This is a genomic window from Ruegeria sp. AB8 (assembly GCF_056542605.1).
In genome coordinates this window covers 97773-112770 of the sequence record NZ_JBQGAB010000009.1, presented here as the reverse complement: position 1 = coordinate 112770, position 14998 = coordinate 97773, and the positions used below count along the sequence as shown (strand labels likewise).

At 61.1% G+C, this 14998-nt stretch carries 17 protein-coding genes; 11 read left to right on the top strand and 6 right to left on the bottom strand.

Features of this window, described 5'->3' with window-relative positions; genetic code table 11:
- Positions 1-133: 133 nt before the first annotated feature.
- Complete coding sequence (gene uraH, locus ACR0CG_RS11260) at positions 134-490, bottom strand: hydroxyisourate hydrolase (protein WP_170678585.1); 357 nt, start codon at positions 488-490, stop codon at positions 134-136.
- Between the two features lie 169 nt (positions 491-659).
- On the opposite strand from uraH, the gene puuE reads away from it, so the two are divergent.
- The 3 genes from puuE (at position 660) to ACR0CG_RS11245 (ending at position 4051) form a co-directional block, all read left to right on the top strand.
- The gene (gene puuE / locus ACR0CG_RS11255) at positions 660-2078 is read left to right on the top strand and encodes an allantoinase PuuE (protein WP_480524870.1); all 1419 of its coding nucleotides are present in this window, start codon (positions 660-662) and stop codon (positions 2076-2078) included.
- Entirely contained in the window at positions 2075-2560 is a 486-nt protein-coding gene (locus ACR0CG_RS11250; protein WP_480524868.1) for an ureidoglycolate lyase, read from the top strand. The genes puuE and ACR0CG_RS11250 overlap by 4 nt, the downstream gene beginning before the upstream one ends.
- A gap of 63 nt (positions 2561-2623) precedes the next feature.
- On the top strand, positions 2624-4051 hold the full coding sequence (locus ACR0CG_RS11245; RefSeq protein WP_321251414.1) for a nucleobase:cation symporter-2 family protein: 1428 nt from the start codon (positions 2624-2626) through the stop codon (positions 4049-4051).
- 38 nt (positions 4052-4089) lie between these two features.
- Here the strand turns inward: ACR0CG_RS11245 and ACR0CG_RS11240 are convergent, their stop codons facing one another.
- The 3 genes from ACR0CG_RS11240 to ACR0CG_RS11230 form a co-directional block, all read right to left on the bottom strand.
- Positions 4090-5076 (bottom strand): type I glyceraldehyde-3-phosphate dehydrogenase, encoded by a 987-nt coding sequence (locus ACR0CG_RS11240; RefSeq protein ID WP_480524866.1) that lies wholly within the window; start codon positions 5074-5076, stop codon positions 4090-4092.
- A gap of 54 nt (positions 5077-5130) precedes the next feature.
- Positions 5131-5454 carry a hypothetical protein gene (locus ACR0CG_RS11235; protein WP_480524864.1) on the bottom strand — a complete coding sequence of 108 codons (324 nt, stop codon included), beginning with the start codon at positions 5452-5454 and terminating at the stop codon, positions 5131-5133.
- Between the two features lie 91 nt (positions 5455-5545).
- Positions 5546-6379, bottom strand: coding sequence for a bifunctional allantoicase/(S)-ureidoglycine aminohydrolase (locus ACR0CG_RS11230; protein WP_480524862.1), 834 nt, complete (start codon positions 6377-6379; stop codon positions 5546-5548).
- A 178-nt stretch (positions 6380-6557) separates the two neighbouring features.
- Here ACR0CG_RS11230 and ACR0CG_RS11225 point away from each other — a divergent pair, with 178 nt between their 5' ends.
- Positions 6558-6911, top strand: coding sequence for a hypothetical protein (locus ACR0CG_RS11225; protein ID WP_170807724.1), 354 nt, complete (start codon positions 6558-6560; stop codon positions 6909-6911).
- Between the two features lie 15 nt (positions 6912-6926).
- Here ACR0CG_RS11225 and ACR0CG_RS11220 read toward each other — a convergent pair whose 3' ends face one another.
- Positions 6927-7862 (bottom strand): 2-hydroxyacid dehydrogenase, encoded by a 936-nt coding sequence (locus tag ACR0CG_RS11220; RefSeq protein ID WP_480524860.1) that lies wholly within the window; start codon positions 7860-7862, stop codon positions 6927-6929.
- Positions 7863-8020: 158 nt separating this feature from the next.
- On the opposite strand from ACR0CG_RS11220, the gene ACR0CG_RS11215 reads away from it, so the two are divergent.
- The 3 genes from ACR0CG_RS11215 (at position 8021) to ACR0CG_RS11205 (ending at position 10456) form a co-directional block, all read left to right on the top strand.
- The gene (locus ACR0CG_RS11215; protein WP_480524858.1) at positions 8021-8821 is read left to right on the top strand and encodes a thioesterase family protein; all 801 of its coding nucleotides are present in this window, start codon (positions 8021-8023) and stop codon (positions 8819-8821) included.
- 73 nt (positions 8822-8894) lie between these two features.
- Positions 8895-9542: a DUF1007 family protein gene (locus ACR0CG_RS11210; RefSeq protein ID WP_480524856.1), complete on the top strand. Its 648-nt coding sequence runs from the start codon at positions 8895-8897 to the stop codon at positions 9540-9542.
- The gene (locus tag ACR0CG_RS11205) at positions 9527-10456 is read left to right on the top strand and encodes a nickel/cobalt transporter (protein ID WP_480524854.1); all 930 of its coding nucleotides are present in this window, start codon (positions 9527-9529) and stop codon (positions 10454-10456) included. The genes ACR0CG_RS11210 and ACR0CG_RS11205 overlap by 16 nt, the downstream gene beginning before the upstream one ends.
- Before the next feature lies 1 nt (position 10457).
- Here ACR0CG_RS11205 and truA read toward each other — a convergent pair whose 3' ends face one another.
- On the bottom strand, positions 10458-11225 hold the full coding sequence (gene truA, locus ACR0CG_RS11200) for a tRNA pseudouridine(38-40) synthase TruA (RefSeq protein WP_480524852.1): 768 nt from the start codon (positions 11223-11225) through the stop codon (positions 10458-10460).
- Between the two features lie 113 nt (positions 11226-11338).
- Between truA and ACR0CG_RS11195 the strand changes: the two genes are divergently transcribed.
- The 4 genes from ACR0CG_RS11195 to ACR0CG_RS11180 are packed head-to-tail and all read left to right on the top strand — an operon-like array spanning position 11339 to position 14958.
- On the top strand, positions 11339-12754 hold the full coding sequence (locus tag ACR0CG_RS11195; RefSeq protein ID WP_480525026.1) for a YcjX family GTP-binding protein: 1416 nt from the start codon (positions 11339-11341) through the stop codon (positions 12752-12754).
- Positions 12751-13206, top strand: coding sequence for a GNAT family N-acetyltransferase (locus ACR0CG_RS11190; protein ID WP_170807730.1), 456 nt, complete (start codon positions 12751-12753; stop codon positions 13204-13206). The genes ACR0CG_RS11195 and ACR0CG_RS11190 overlap by 4 nt, the downstream gene beginning before the upstream one ends.
- On the top strand, positions 13199-14188 hold the full coding sequence (locus ACR0CG_RS11185; protein ID WP_480524850.1) for a YcjF family protein: 990 nt from the start codon (positions 13199-13201) through the stop codon (positions 14186-14188). Before ACR0CG_RS11190 ends, ACR0CG_RS11185 begins: the two co-directional genes overlap by 8 nt.
- Positions 14189-14247: 59 nt before the next feature.
- Positions 14248-14958, top strand: coding sequence for a VIT1/CCC1 transporter family protein (locus ACR0CG_RS11180; protein ID WP_480524848.1), 711 nt, complete (start codon positions 14248-14250; stop codon positions 14956-14958).
- Positions 14959-14998: the final 40 nt, after the last annotated feature.

The following is a 14998-nucleotide window of genomic DNA, read 5'->3' as shown; positions in this document are numbered from 1 at the left end:
GTTGCGACCCCTATCAAGTCGGGTAACAGTTTTTCAGGGCTAATCCGCGCTGCACCTGCAAGGGGCAGTGCCCGGCCCAACGGAAGACGGCCCTGAAAGGGTCGACGACGGCTGGGAGGCGCGCGGAAAGCGGTCAGCTTCCCCGGTAGGTCGAATACCCGTAGGGGGAAAGCAGCAGCGGTACGTGATAATGTGCCTCGGCATCGGACATGCCGAACCGAATGGGAACCTGGTCCAGAAACAGCGGATCCTCTGCCGCCTGCCCGGTTGCGCGCAGGTAGTCACCGGCAAAAAAGATCAGCTCGTAAGTTCCGGTTTCAAAGTCTTCCTGCGGCAGGATGGGGCTGTTGGTGCGCCCGTCGGAATTTGTCTCCATCTCGACCAGTTTGCGATGGGAGTTTCCCGACACCTGATACAGTGCAATTTTCAGACCTTCCGCCGGGCACCCGCGCGCCGTGTCCAGAACATGGGTTGTCAGGTAGCCTGCCACAGTGATCTCCTTTGACTGTTTCATCGGGTTTGCCACAGTGTGGCGCAAACATCAAAATGGTGGAAATGCCGAAACAACCGGAAACAGCGTTCGGATTGATTTGATAATCGGATACGAATTTTTAGGCTATTGCATTAATCAGGAAGTTAAACCCGGAACGGAAGACGACATGCAGCCCCCTCGTTACCCCCGCGATATGATCGGATACGGAGCCACCCCGCCCAATGCCAATTGGCCCGGTGGTGCAAGGATCGCGGTGCAGATTGTGCTCAACTACGAAGAGGGCGGCGAGAACTGCGTATTGCACGGCGACAGCGCGTCCGAGGCCTTCCTGTCCGAGATCGTCGGCGCTGCGCAATGGCCAGGGCAACGTCACTGGAACATGGAATCGATCTATGAATACGGATCACGGGCCGGGTTCTGGCGCTTGCACCGATTGATGAAAGATTTGCCGATCACGGTTTACGGGGTCGCCACCGCACTGGCCCGCTCACCCGATCAGGTGGCCGCGATGAAGTCGGCCGGGTGGGAAATCGCGAGCCACGGATTGAAATGGGTGGAACACAAGGACATGCCCGAGGCCGAGGAACGGGCCCAGATTGCCGAAGCCGTGCGCCTGCATACCGAAGTCGTGGGCGAGCGCCCGCGCGGCTGGTACACCGGTCGGTGTTCGGAAAACACAGTTAGGCTGGCGGCAGAAGAAGGCGTGATGGCCTATGTCGCGGATACCTATGCCGATGACCTGCCGTACTGGGTTCGGTTCGGTGATCGGCATCAGTTGATTGTGCCTTACACTCTGGACTGCAACGATATGCGCTTTGCAACGCCGCAAGGGTTCAATTCAGGCGACCAGTTCTTCTCCTACCTCAAGGACAGCTTTGATGCGCTCTACGCCGAAGGCGGGGCCGGGGCGCCAAAAATGCTGTCGATTGGCCTGCATTGCCGGTTGATCGGGCGTCCGGGTCGGGTGATGGCCCTTAAACGGTTCCTGGATTACGCGCGCGGGTTTTCGGATGTGTGGTTCGCCACGCGCCTGCAGATCGCAGAACACTGGGCCGCGCATTACCCACCCATACCGCGCGCAAGGCCGACCGAGTTGAGCCGGGAGGACTTTGTGGCCAGCTATGGCGGCATTTTCGAACACTCAGCCTGGATCGCCGAGCGCGCTTTTGATCTGGAACTGGGTCCGGCGCATGACACGGCGGGCGGCCTGCACAATGCCCTGGCCCGCATGTTCCGCTCGGCCACTGAAACGGAAAGGCTTGGCGTGCTGACAGCGCATCCCGATCTCGCGGGCAAGCTTGCGCAGGCCAAGCGTCTGACCCAGGAAAGCACGACCGAGCAGGCCTCGGCCGGGCTGGATGCGTTGACCGACGATGAACGTGCGACTTTCACGGATCTGAATCAGACCTACACGGACAAATTCGGATTTCCGTTCATCATCGCGGTTCGGGATCACGACAAGGCATCGATTCTGGAAGCGTTCAAACGGCGGATCGGGCAGGACCGGGACACTGAATTTGCGGAAGCCTGTCGACAAGTCGAACGGATCGCCGAATTCCGCCTGCGGGATGTGCTGCCGTCATGAGCAATCGGATCAGTGTTCAGCCGCTGACCGCTGATGCGTTTGCCCCATACGGCGATGTGATCGACGTTGCGGGTGAGCCGGACAAGATCATAAATCAGGGCCAATGTGGTCGGTATCATGACCGGGCAACTCTGGATTTTGCCGCAGGGCGCGCCGGGATCAGCCTGTTTAACGCCAATCCACGGGCACTGCCCTATACGTTCGACATGGTCGAACGGCACCCCGAGGGCAGTCAGGCCTTTATCCCGATGACCCGCCAGCCCTTTCTGGTGATCGTCGCGCCGGACGCGGATGGCAAGCCCGGGCGACCGCTGGCTTTTGTGACCCGGCCGGGGCAGGCGGTGAATTACCATCGCGGCACCTGGCACGGGGTCCTGACGCCGCTCCACGCCCCCGGCCTGTTTGCCGTCGTCGACAGGATCGGCGCAGGCGCAAATCTTGAAGAATTCTGGTTCGACACGCCCTATCAGGTCGTGCCGTAGCCAGTTGAAGCCGCAGGATAAGCGGTAAGACCCCCATGAAATCTGACAGGGAGGACAGTACTCATGGCCGACACTTCGATCGGTACGCCCGAACAGCTTCGGGATCCGAACTATACACCCGCATTACACAAGGCGGTTCCCCTTGGGATACAGCACGTTCTGGCGATGTTCGTGTCCAATGTGACGCCCGCGATCATCGTCGCGGGCGCGGCGGGATTCGGATTTGGATCAAACTCGCCCGATTTCCCGGAGCTACTTTATCTGATCCAGATGTCCATGCTGTTTGCCGGGGTCGCAACCCTGCTGCAGACGGTGACACTTGGTCCGGTCGGGGCGGCCTTGCCCATCGTTCAGGGAACAAGCTTTGCCTTTCTGCCCATCATGATCCCGCTTGTGGCCGGTAAGGGCGTCGATGGGCTGGCTGCCCTGTTCGGCGGCGTTCTGATCGGTGGCCTGTTTCACGCCAGCCTCGGGGCGGTGATCGGCAAGATCCGGTTTGCGCTGCCGCCTCTGGTGACGGGGCTGGTCGTAACCATGATCGGTCTGGCGCTGGTCAAGGTAGGTATTCAATACGCGGCTGGCGGCGTTCCGGCGATTGGCACGCCGGAGTACGGCTCGGCCCTGAACTGGTCGGCGGCTCTGGTCGTGATCTTCGTGACCCTTGCGCTCAAGTTCTTTACGCGCGGGATGCTGTCGGTTTCGGCGGTGCTGATCGGTCTGGCTGCCGGCTACGTATACGCGCTGATGGTTGGCATGGTGACATTTGAGGCAATCGGTTCAAGCTGGAGCCGCGCCTCGGCCTTCGCATTGCCGATGCCGTTCAAATACGGGTTCGAGTTTTCGTTCGCTGCCGTGATCGGGTTCTGTCTGATGGCCTTTGTTTCGGCCATCGAAACCGTGGGCGATGTGTCCGGTGTGACCAAGGGCGGTGCCGGGCGTGAAGCCACCGACAAGGAGATTGCCGGTGCAACCTATGCGGATGGTTTTGGCTCGGCGGTTGCCGGAGTGTTCGGCGGACTGCCCAACACGTCGTTCAGCCAGAATGTCGGGCTGATCGCCATGACCGGCGTCATGAGCCGAAATGTCGTGACCATCGGTGCGCTGTTTCTGATCCTGTGCGGACTGGTCCCCAAAGTCGGGGCCATCATCCGCACCGTTCCGATCGAAGTGCTGGGCGGCGGTGTGATCGTCATGTTCGGGATGGTTGTGGCCGCCGGTATATCCATGTTGTCCGATGTGGACTGGAACCGGCGCAACATGGTGATCTTTGCCATCTCGTTGTCCATCGGGTTTGGGCTGCAATTGGAACCGGATGCGGTCCAGCACTTGCCGGAAACTTTGGGCATCTTGATGAAAAGTGGGCTTTTGCCTGCTGCGGTCATCGCAATTGCGCTGAATCTGATCCTGCCCGAAGAACTGGCGGAAGAGGCCACCGAAGAGGTGTCAGGCGGAATGGCCGGGCATGGCTCGGGCAGCTTGCCCCACGACTGATCCGTGAATCGCAGCCCGCCGTTTGGCGGGCTGCGTCTTCAGCTTGCCGCCATCAGGCGCGCGACATCCAGCATTCGGGCCGAAAAGCCCCATTCGTTATCATACCAGCCAAACACCCGGACCTGTCTGTTTCCCACCATGCGAGTTTCAGGGCCCGCGATCACAAGCGACTCGGGTCGCGTGCGCAGATCGGATGAGACCAGAGGCAGGTCCGTCCAGCCCAAAACAGGCGAGTTTTCGGCCGCTGCGCGCAGCTTGGCGTCAATCACCTCGGGGCTCATCTCGTTTTCCAGGGTCACGATCAGGTCTACGGCCGAAACGCTGGCGGTGGGTACGCGCACCGCGGCGCCCGAGATGCGACCGGCCAAATGAGGCATGACTTCGTCAATCAGATGCGTGGCACTGGTTGTGGTTGGAACCATGGACAGCGCACCCGCACGCGAGCGCGCAAGATCGCCGCGCGGCGCGTCCACCATCGGCTGGCTGTTTGTGTAGCAATGGATCGTTGTCATATGGGCCGCGGTGATGCCGCCGATCCCATCCAATACCCGCACCAGCGGAGCCAGCCCGTTGGTGGTACAGGATGCGTTCGAAACGATCCGGGCATTGCCCAGTTGATCTTCGTTTGCGCCCAGTACGATGGTGACTTCGGTTGCGGGCGAGGGGCCCGAGATCAGCACCTTGCTGGCACCGGCAGTCAATCCTCGGCTGGCCACATCGGACGTGCGTGCGATACCTGTGCAGTCCAGCAGGACGTCGACCCCGGATAGATCCACACGGGTCAGATCCTCGCTGTGGGTCATCGGAACCCGGTGCCCGTCCACGATCAGGGTGTCACCTTCGGCCAGGACCGTTCCGGCGTAAGGGCCAAATGTACTGTCGTATTTGAACAGATAGGCGCAGGTCTCAAGCGGTGCGATATCGTTGATCAGCACCAGCTCGACATTGCTGTCTTCCGGCAAGGCCAGAACCTGCCGCAGAATTGTGCGGCCGATACGGCCGAATCCGTTGATCGCGAGTTTCATGGGCAAGCTATGGCAGGCTGACCGGGCGATCTCAATGCCCGTTTCGATACCGTTCTAACCGCAGGAGACCTGCGAGAAAAACTGGCCCGAGATGTTCTGATACATGCTTGAACGGATAACCTTGCAACCCGTGGCCTGCTGGATCGCCGCTATGGCTTGTATCGTCCGCAGGCGCGGCGGCGGACCGAAGGGGTTCAGATTGTTGTTGTCCCGTGTGGCGCGGTAAATGACCGGAGCGTCTGAAACCTGTGTCACAGCCCATGTACGGCTCATGACAAATACGGATTTGGTTTCTTCCCTGGCCGCAACAGGTGCGGCATCGAACGCCGTCAGGCCGATAACGGCCGCAAGCGCAAACATCGTTCCGCGAAAAAACATGGCGCAATCTCCAGTACTATAACCTGAGGATATTTCACCAGATTCAGACGCTTCTGTGAACCCCTGACAGGTAAATGGCCATTCTACCCGTTTAACGCCGCGACAGGTTCAGCGGCATGTGCCGGTTAACGTCCTTGTAAAGCAGATAGCGGAACCGCCCCGGGCCGCCTGCGTAACAGGCTTGCGGGCAGAAAGCGCGCAGCCACATGTAGTCTCCGGCCTCGACCTCGACCCAGTCTTGGTTGAGCCTGTAGACGGCCTTGCCCTCCAACACGTAAAGTCCGTGTTCCATCACGTGGGTTTCGGCAAAGGGGATCACGCCACCGGGTTCGAAGTTGACGATGTTGACATGCATGTCGTGGCGCAGATCCTGCGGGTCGGCAAAGCGGGTCGTCGACCAGCGCCCTTCGGTGCCGGGCATTTCGATGGGGGCCACGTCGCGTTCATTGGTGATGATTGGATCGGGCGCGGGCAGGCCGGGGACGGCCTCGTAAGCCTTGCGGACCCAGTGGAATCTTGTCACTTCATCTGCGCGGTTGTGCAGCGTCCAGTCCGAACCCGGCGGGATGTAGGCGTAGCCACCGGTTTCAAGGACATGAACATCGCCGCCAAGGGTCAGAGAGACTGTGCCCTCGACCACAAAGATCACTCCTTGGGCCTGCTCGTCGGTTTCGGGGCGATCAGATCCGCCGCCGGGCTGAACCTCCATAATGTACTGCGAAAAGGTCTCGGCAAATCCGCTGAGCGGGCGCGAGAGCACCCATAGACGCGTGCCCTCCCAGAATGGCAGGTAACTGGTGACGATGTCGCGCATGGTGCCCTTGGGGATCACCGCGTACGCGTCGGTGAACATGGCGCGGTCGGTCAGAATCTGATCCTGACCGGGATGCCCGCCGGATGGGGCGTAATAAGTCGGGTGTGCCATCGAATGCCTCTGGTTCGTATCGATCGCACTATGCTGGCAATAAACCGGCGGTCCTAGCGCCTGAGTTGCGATAGGTTTGTTCGGGATAATTTGAAGGTGCGCGCCGTGGGGGGCTTGGCCACGGACCAGCGCGGGTATAGTCTTGGGACTAAATCTATTTCAGAACGGTGAGGCGAATATGAAGCCCAGGAAATTGGCAACCTTCGCAGCGGTCATGAGTTTTGGTCTGGGCGTTGCCGCAGACGCCAAACCGCTGTCCCGCATCATATCGGAGATGGGGCTGACCCCTGCGGATTTTGAAGTGGTAAATGCAACGGCGGACCAGTTGCTGACCGGCAGCGCGCGGGCCGGAGATGAGCGCAGCTGGGTCAATGACGCCACGGGATCAAAGGGAACGATCCGGGTCCGGGATGTTCGCGGCAACTGCGTTCATCTGCAGCATTTCATTCAGCCCGAAGGCGCCGAGAGTTCGCGCGAGGTCAGAACGCGCAGATGCAAGGACGCCAGCGGCAACTGGATTCTGACGCCCTGACCATTTTGCGGTAGATCAGTAACCGCGCGCCCTGTCGACTTCGTGCAGCAGTGGCTGACCGCTGGTCAGGCGCCGGAAATTCTCGGCCACATCGGACAATGCGTTGCCCAGATGCCAGCCCGACACATGCGGGGTGATCGTCACTTGGGGATGCCGCCATAACGGGTTGTCCGAAGGCAGGGGTTCTTGCGAGGTGACGTCCAGAACTGCATGACCCGGTGTGCCGCGATCCAGCGCCGCCATCAGCGCGGTTTCGTCGATCAGATCACCGCGTCCGGCATTCAGCAACTGGCTTCCGGGCTTCATCGCACCCAGAAGCGTTTCATCGAACAATCCGATTGTCTGAGGTGTCGATGGCAGAATAGCACAGACATGATCGAACTGCCCCAGAAGGTCGGGCAGCATGTTTTCGCCATGCAGGCAGGTCACGCCCTCAATCTGCTTGGGCGAACGGCTCCATCCCATGACCTGGAACCCGACATCGCGCAGCATCCGGGCGGTTCGCGCACCGATATGGCCCAGCCCCAATACCCCGACCACCGTATCAGGGCTGAAGCCGGGCGCGCGCGGCGTCCATTCGGCTCGGCGCTGGGCGGCTTCATAGATTGCCATGTGCCGCTGCCGGCGCAACACATAGGCCAGAAACCACTCGGCTATGCCCTGCGCCGGTGCATCCGGTTTCAGGCGGGTGATGCGGACATGATCGGGCAGGCCAGGATTGCTGACGATTGTCTCGACCCCGGCTCCGAGTTTCTGCACGAGTTTCAAATTCGGATAGCGCGCCGGCTGATCCTGGCGCAGGCCGACAAGCGCGATCATCGTGATGTCTGCGGCATCGCCAATCGTATCCTGGGTGCGCACGTCCGCGTCCGGATGGTGTCGCCGGATTTCGCGCGCTATATCATCATCGCTGATCCAGTCGGACAATCCGGTTTCAACCAACAATGCCATTTCGCACCCCCATGTGTTTCGATTTGAACGAATGACGTTCCGTCACCCAACTGGACATCTTTCGGGCAGCTAAGTCATTCTCGGTCCAAAGGTAAAGCCCGGTCCGTCGTCGGATCGCGGAAACATGATCAACAAATGACCTGTGGGATCCGACACCGATGACTGCCATGCCCAGCCAAAAGGCTTTCTTTGACCTTGATCCGGATGGCGTGTTTGTCGGCAACGACCCGGCGCGCGGACCATGGTCCGCCGATCATTGTCATGCCGGCCCTGTTGCCGGCCTGATCGTCCGCGCGGCCGAGGCTGAAACAGGCCCCGAAAAGATGCTGACCCGGCTGACGGTGGATCTGATCCGGCCATTGCCGCTGGCGGGATTGCGGGTTGCCGCCGAGACCACCCGGCACACACGCACATTAGCGACAACACGGGTCACTGTGCATGATCTGGACAACACGCTGTGCGCGACGGCAACAACAATGCATCTTGTGCGCAAGGATCTGGGCAGGGTTCCCACGGCTGAGGTTCTCGCACCTGCATTTCATGATCTCGTGACCGGGGATTTTCCCTTGATGGAGTTGCGGCATGACCTGCACTGTTTTGCGCAGGCCGTGGACGTGGCCTATCCAAAAGGCGGCAATCAGGGCCTTGGTCCCAAGACGATCTGGTTGCGAACGCCGCATTTGCTTGGCACTGAACAGCCTTCGCCTGTTCAGTCGCTGTGTCCGCTGGCCGATTGCGGCAACGGTATCTCGTGCAACGTGCAACCGTCCGGCATGGGGTTTATGAACACGGACCTGACGCTGCACATCCACCGCGAACCTGTTTCGGACTGGTTGGCGGCCGAGTCGGTCTCGCACTGGCAGCCGAACGGAATCGGAATGTCGCAAGCGATCCTGTATGACACGCAGGGGCCAGTAGGTACGGCGTTGCAGACACTCGTTCTGCTTCCCCCGCGCTAGCGCAAGCGTCGGATGATGCGATCCACGTCGGAAGTGCATTGCCGCAATTGGTTTCGGCCCCTATGTTCTGGCCATGCGCTGGCTGATCACACTGTTAACCTGTTGCCTGCCGGTTTCGGCAATTCCGCACCCGCATGTCTATATCGACACCGGGCTGGAGTTCATTGTCGATGAGACGGGCCAATTGACTCATGTCCGCGTGACCTGGGTTTATGACGAATTCTATTCCCTTCTGGTTCTGGAAGACCTGAAACTCGATCAGGATGCAGACGGCGTGTTGTCCGAGGCCGAGCAGAAGGTTCTGACCGGTTTCGACATGCAATGGGTCGAAGGCTACAACGGCGATCTTGTCGTCACCGCAGGTGGAACGCCGGTTTCATTGACGGGGCCGTCAGAGCCGTCCGCGACCACCGAAGACGGGCGTATCGTGACAACTCATCTGCGCGAGGTCGAATCTGGCGGCGTATCGGCGGCTGACCTGTCCGCCAAACCTTTCGATGAAACCTTCTACACGGCTTACGAGGTCACGCGCCCGGTGACGATTTCCGGGCCGGATGGCTGCCACATCGATCGCCGGGAACCCGATATCGACGGACAACTGGCGCAGATGCAGGCCTTTCTGCTGACATTGGATGCAGATGTCGACCTAGAAGAAAACGATATCCCCCTTGTCGGGGAAAGCTTTGCGACCGAGATCCGCGTTTCATGTCCAAATTCCTGATCATTCCGGTCGCGCTGGCCTGTGCCTTGCTGTTGTGGTTCTGGGGCAGCGGCGGATTCGATCATCTTGCTGCCTGGGCTGCCGGTGAACAACGGGATTTCCAGAACCAGATCGCGCGTTCCCTGCGCGCCGCGCGCGCGGAACAGCCGGAAGCTGTCGCGACCCTGCTGACGGTTTGTTTCGCCTATGGGTTTTTCCACGCGATCGGCCCGGGACACGGCAAGGTTCTGATCGGCGGCTACGGGCTGGGCCGTCAGGTCGCTTTCTGGCGATTGTCGGCAATCAGTGTTCTGTCCAGCCTGGGGCAGGCGGTAACGGCTATCGTTCTGGTGTATGCCGGGGTGCTGGTGTTTCAGATGTCGCGCGAGTCTCTGATCGGGACAACAGAACAGGTGATGGCTCCGATCAGTTATGGGGCCATTGCGGCGATCGGGATGTGGCTTGTCCTGCGTGCGGTTCGCAGTTTTGCCCGACAGCATCGAAACTCACAGTCTTCCGCGCACCATCATCATGACCACCATCATCACCACCACCACGATCACGGGGAGTGTTCCGAGTGCGGTCACCGCCATGGCCCAAGCCCCGAAGAAGTGGCGAATGTTGGCAGCCTGCGTGAGGCATTGGTGCTGATCGCGGGGATTGCTGCGCGTCCCTGCACCGGCGCGCTGTTCGTACTGATCCTGACTTGGCAGATGGGTATCGCAATGGTCGGCATCGCCGGGGCATTTGCCATGGCGCTGGGCACTGCGACGGTCACAACCCTTGTGGGCTGGACATCGTTCGGCTTGCGCGGGGGGCTTCTGGCCTCGGCCTCGGCAACGCGGTTCGTTTCCGTGCTGGCCCCGACCATCGAACTGGTGGCGGGTCTCATCATTGCAGTGATCGCAAGCGGGTTACTGATGCGCGCGCTCTAAATCAATCGAACACCGGTTCAGGGTATCCGACCCGCGCCAGATAAAGCCCTTGCGGCGGGCAGACCGGGCCACAGGCAGCACGGTCAGCGGCCTGCAGCGCATCGCGCACATCTTCTGGTGTCCACGATCCCGCGCCGACCCGTTCCAGCGTGCCGACAAAGCTGCGTACCTGATTGTGCAGGAACGACCGCGCGCGCACGTGGAAGTGCACTTCGGGCCCTGAAAAGCCCTGAACCCGTTCAACCCGCAACTCATCCAGAGTTTTGACCGGGCTGGCCGCCTGACAGATCGACGAGCGGAAGGTTGTGAAATCATGCCGTCCGATCAGCATGTCCGCACCGGCCTGCATCGCGTCGACATCCAGTTGGTGGTTGATTTGCCAGACCTGCCCGCTGTCATGGGTGGCGGGGGCGCGGCGCATCAGGATGCGGAACAGGTATTGCCGTTCGAGTGCTGAAAACCGGGCATGCCAGTCGTCATCCACCCGCGCAGCCTGCACGATGGCCACGGGCTGAGGCTTGAGGTGATAGTTTAGCGCCTCGGACAGGCGAAACGGATCCCAGTCTTTCACCAGATCGCAATGCGCCACTTGTCCCAACGCATGAACGCCCGAGTCTGTCCGCCCGGCGGCGGCAATTGTGTGCTCACCCGGCTGGATACGCGACAGTGCGGTCTCGATTGCGCCCTGCACGGACGGCAGGTCCTTTTGCCGCTGCCATCCGGCAAACGATTCCCCCTGATATTCGACTTTCAGCGCGTATCTTGGCATGTGGCGCTGGTATCGCGCCGCGCCGGTCCGGGCAAGAGCCGGATTGGGAAAAGCTCTGGCAACCTCGGGGCTTGCTACCTATCTTGAGCAAAACAACCATGCGGGGCGGCGGATTGGTCATCTCATCACTGGCAGACAGTCTTGTGCGCGGTGTCGAATCCGTGGGCGACCGCGTGTCTGAAACCCTGTTCGAGCCTGTCATACGTCTGGGCGTCACCGGGCTGGCGCGGTCCGGCAAAACGGTGTTCATCACCTCGCTTGTGGCCAATCTTCTGGATCGGGGCCGCATGACTGGGCTGGTCGCCCAGCAGGAGGGGCGGATCAACGCCGCCTATCTGCAACCACAGCCTGATGACACGGTTCCCCGGTTCGACTTTGAATCTCATCTGTCCGACCTGACCGGCCGCGCGCCGCACTGGCCCGAGAGCACGCGCGCGGTGTCCGAACTGCGCCTGTCATTCAAGGCGCGCCCCGCCGGTTTGCTGGCCGGGTTGCAGGGGCCACGTACCGTTCACCTGGATATCGTGGACTATCCGGGGGAATGGCTGCTGGATCTGGCCCTGTTGGAGAAATCCTATGCGGAGTGGTCGCAGGGCACGCTGACTCGCATCGAAGACCGGTCCGAAGCAACAGATTTCCTGTCACGGATTGGGGCAACCGATCCCAATGACAACCACGATGAACCGACGGCTCAGGCGCTGGCAGCGGCGTTCACGGATTATCTGAATAGGGCGCGGGACAGTGGTTACTACGACTGTACACCGGGGCGATTCCTGTTGCCGGGCGACCTGGCCGGATCACCGGTTCTGACCTTTGCGCCATTGCCGGTTGACGGCCCGTCGCGCAGGCGCTCGCTGCACCGCGAGATGGAACGGCGGTTCGAGGCGTACAAGTCGCAGGTGGTCAAACCGTTCTTCCGTGATCACTTCTCGCGCATCGACCGGCAGGTTGTGTTGGTCGATGCGCTGGGCGCAATTCACAAAGGCCCGAAGGCGGTCGAGGACATGCGCCGCGCGATGGCAGATATCCTGTCGGCTTTCCGTCCCGGCCGAAATGCGTGGCTCAGCCAGCTGCTGCTGGGCAAACGGGTCGAGCGTATTCTCTTTGCTGCCACCAAGGCCGATCATCTGCACCACTTGCAACACCCACGCCTGACCGCGATCATGGAGGCGCTGACGCGCGAAGCGCAGGACAGGGCCAAATTCGCCGGAGCCGAGACCGCCGCCCTGTCGCTGGCGTCGCTGCGTGCCACGACGGAAGAAATGCGCAATCACAACGGGTCGGAACTGCCCTGCGTGCGTGGCACTCTGTTGGATACCGGGAACCAGGCTGCCTTTTATGCCGGGGATCTGCCGTCGGATCCCGCTCATCTGCTGGGCCCGGCCCGCGACGGGGCTGAGAACTGGCTGAACGATGATTTCGGTTTCATGACATTTGCCCCGGCGCATCTGACCCTTCGCCCCGGGGACGGGCCGCCGCACATCCGGCTGGACCGGGCCGCCCAGTTTTTGATCGGAGACCGCCTGTGACCGTAAAACTCCGCCCCGCCCGCAGTACGGATGCCGGCACAACCGGTGAAATCCTGCATGGATTCGCGCGCGAAAACGACTGGATGCCCGAGCTGCATTCCTGCGCTGAAACCATCGCGTTTTGCGGCAGGATGATCGATCAGGGTTGGGTCACAGTTGCCGAGACGGACAAGGGCGTCGTGGGTTTTCTGGCGCGTCATGGTGACGAGGTTCACTCCCTCTATCTTGCTGCTGCGGCGCGGGGGCAGGGGATTGGGCGGAAATTGCTGGACCGGGCTAAAATCGAACGATCTCAGCTGTCGCTGTACGCATTTGAGGCAAACAGGCCCGCGCTCAGGTTTTATGAGCGTCACGGATTTGTCGAGGTCGCGCGCGGCGACGGATCGGACAACGACGAAAACCTGCCGGATATCAGGTTTGTCTGGAATGCGGAGGACGGCAACAATGGCTAAAGGCCCGGTTCTGATTGATCTGGAAGCGGATGAACCCGCTGCCGACGTAGCACAGGCGCCGCCCGTGCCCGATGTTGCGCAGCCGCGAGGTCAGGCAATGCAGGCCGCGGCCCGGCTTGCGGCCCGAAAGCCTTCTGCCCTGTCCCGGTGGTTCTGGGGGCTGGCGCTGGCCGTTGTGGGCGCGGCGGTTTCGATTGCAGCGTGGGATTTTGCAACGTCGCTGGTGGCGCGTTCGCCTATTCTGGGGTGGATCGTCACCGGGTTGATTGCGGCGCTGGTATTGGTGACGCTGATCATCGTGATCCGTGAACTGGCGGCTATTGGACGGTTGTCGCGCTTGGATGGAATGCGCCGCGCCGCCGATGCCGCGCTGGCCGAAGCTGATCTGGCGCAGGCGCGGTCGGTCACGAACAGGCTGGTCGCGTTCTACAAGGGCCGCGAAGACACGAGATGGGGCCGCGACAGGCTGGCCGAGCGCATGAGTGAGCAATTCGATGCCAGCGGTCTGCTGTCCCTTGCCGAGGACGAATTGCTTGCCCCGCTCGACGCTGCCGCCAGCCGTGAGGTCGAAGCCGCGGCCAGGCAGGTGGCCACCGTGACCGCGCTTGTACCGCTGGCGCTGGCGGATGTCGCAACGGCGATGCTGGCGTCCCTGCGGATGATCCGGCGCATTGCCGAAATCTACGGAGGCCGCGCCGGTTTTTTTGGCGGATGGCGTTTGACGCGGGCAGTCTTTGTGCATCTGGTCGCCACGGGTGCCGTCGCTGTGGGTGATGATCTGCTGGAGCCGGTTCTGGGCGGCTCAGTCCTCAGCAAACTGTCCCGCCGTTTTGGTGAGGGTCTGGTAAACGGCGCGCTGAGCGCCCGTGTTGGCGTGGCCGCGATGGAAGTCTGCCGTCCGTTGCCCTTTTCCAAACGGCACAAGCCGTCGACCCGCGGCATGATCCGGCGTGCACTGAGCGGCCTGTTCTCGAAAGATTGATCTGACGCAAGGCCATAGTGCTATCCTTCCGCCAAGCTAATGGCGACGGAGGGCCAGCCATGATCGACCACGGTCACAGCCAGAAAGAGATTTCCGCCCGGATCAATGCCCCGCCCGGTCGCGGCGTCCTGCGGGATCTTGTCTATGGCGGGCTGGACGGGTCGGTCACGACCTTTGCCATTGTGTCCGGTGTCGCCGGGGCGGGTCTGTCGCCCTTTGTCATCGTGGCGCTTGGCCTTGCGAACGTGCTGGCCGACGGGTTTTCGATGGCGGCGGGGAACTATTCGGGCACCAAGGCCGAACTGGACAATATCCGCCGCATTCGCGCGGTCGAGGAACGCCATATCGACCTTTACCCCGAAGGCGAGCGCGGCGAAGTGCGCGAGATTCTGGCTCAGAAAGGACTTTCGGGCCGCGTTCTGAACGAGGCGACGGATGCCATCACCGATAATCGGGAAAACTGGATCAACCTGATGATCGAAGGCGAATACGGTCTGGGCAGTGTCGAGCCTCATCCGCTCAAGGCTGCAATGGCGACGTTCCTCGCGTTTCTGGTGGCCGGGATGGTTCCGCTGGTTCCGTTCCTGGTGTCCGTCCAGAATGCCTTTGCGGTCTCGGTCTCACTGACACTTGCGGTTTTCTTCGCCATCGGTGCGATGAAAAGCCGGTGGTCGCTGGCCCCTTGGTGGCGGTCGGGCTTTGAAACCTTGTTGATTGGCGGAACGGCGGCGTTGATTGCCTACCTTGTCGGGTCCCTGTTTCACCTCTGACAGCCCGTTTGGCCGTTTTGAATTGGTGTTGAAAATGACA

Coding starts and splice junctions, on each gene's coding strand:
- ACR0CG_RS11230 (WP_480524862.1), bottom strand. CDS start 6,379: ATGGCACACCCGACTTATTACGCCCCATCCGGCGGGCATCCCGGTCAG.
- ACR0CG_RS11210 (WP_480524856.1), top strand. CDS start 8,895: ATGCGCTGGCTGATCACACTGTTAACCTGTTGCCTGCCGGTTTCGGCA.
- ACR0CG_RS11180 (WP_480524848.1), top strand. CDS start 14,248: ATGATCGACCACGGTCACAGCCAGAAAGAGATTTCCGCCCGGATCAAT.
- ACR0CG_RS11235 (WP_480524864.1), bottom strand. CDS start 5,454: ATGTTTTTTCGCGGAACGATGTTTGCGCTTGCGGCCGTTATCGGCCTG.
- ACR0CG_RS11205 (WP_480524854.1), top strand. CDS start 9,527: ATGTCCAAATTCCTGATCATTCCGGTCGCGCTGGCCTGTGCCTTGCTG.
- puuE (WP_480524870.1), top strand. CDS start 660: ATGCAGCCCCCTCGTTACCCCCGCGATATGATCGGATACGGAGCCACC.
- truA (WP_480524852.1), bottom strand. CDS start 11,225: ATGCCAAGATACGCGCTGAAAGTCGAATATCAGGGGGAATCGTTTGCC.
- ACR0CG_RS11225 (WP_170807724.1), top strand. CDS start 6,558: ATGAAGCCCAGGAAATTGGCAACCTTCGCAGCGGTCATGAGTTTTGGT.
- ACR0CG_RS11245 (WP_321251414.1), top strand. CDS start 2,624: ATGGCCGACACTTCGATCGGTACGCCCGAACAGCTTCGGGATCCGAAC.
- ACR0CG_RS11220 (WP_480524860.1), bottom strand. CDS start 7,862: ATGGCATTGTTGGTTGAAACCGGATTGTCCGACTGGATCAGCGATGAT.
- ACR0CG_RS11185 (WP_480524850.1), top strand. CDS start 13,199: ATGGCTAAAGGCCCGGTTCTGATTGATCTGGAAGCGGATGAACCCGCT.
- ACR0CG_RS11215 (WP_480524858.1), top strand. CDS start 8,021: ATGACTGCCATGCCCAGCCAAAAGGCTTTCTTTGACCTTGATCCGGAT.
- ACR0CG_RS11240 (WP_480524866.1), bottom strand. CDS start 5,076: ATGAAACTCGCGATCAACGGATTCGGCCGTATCGGCCGCACAATTCTG.
- ACR0CG_RS11250 (WP_480524868.1), top strand. CDS start 2,075: ATGAGCAATCGGATCAGTGTTCAGCCGCTGACCGCTGATGCGTTTGCC.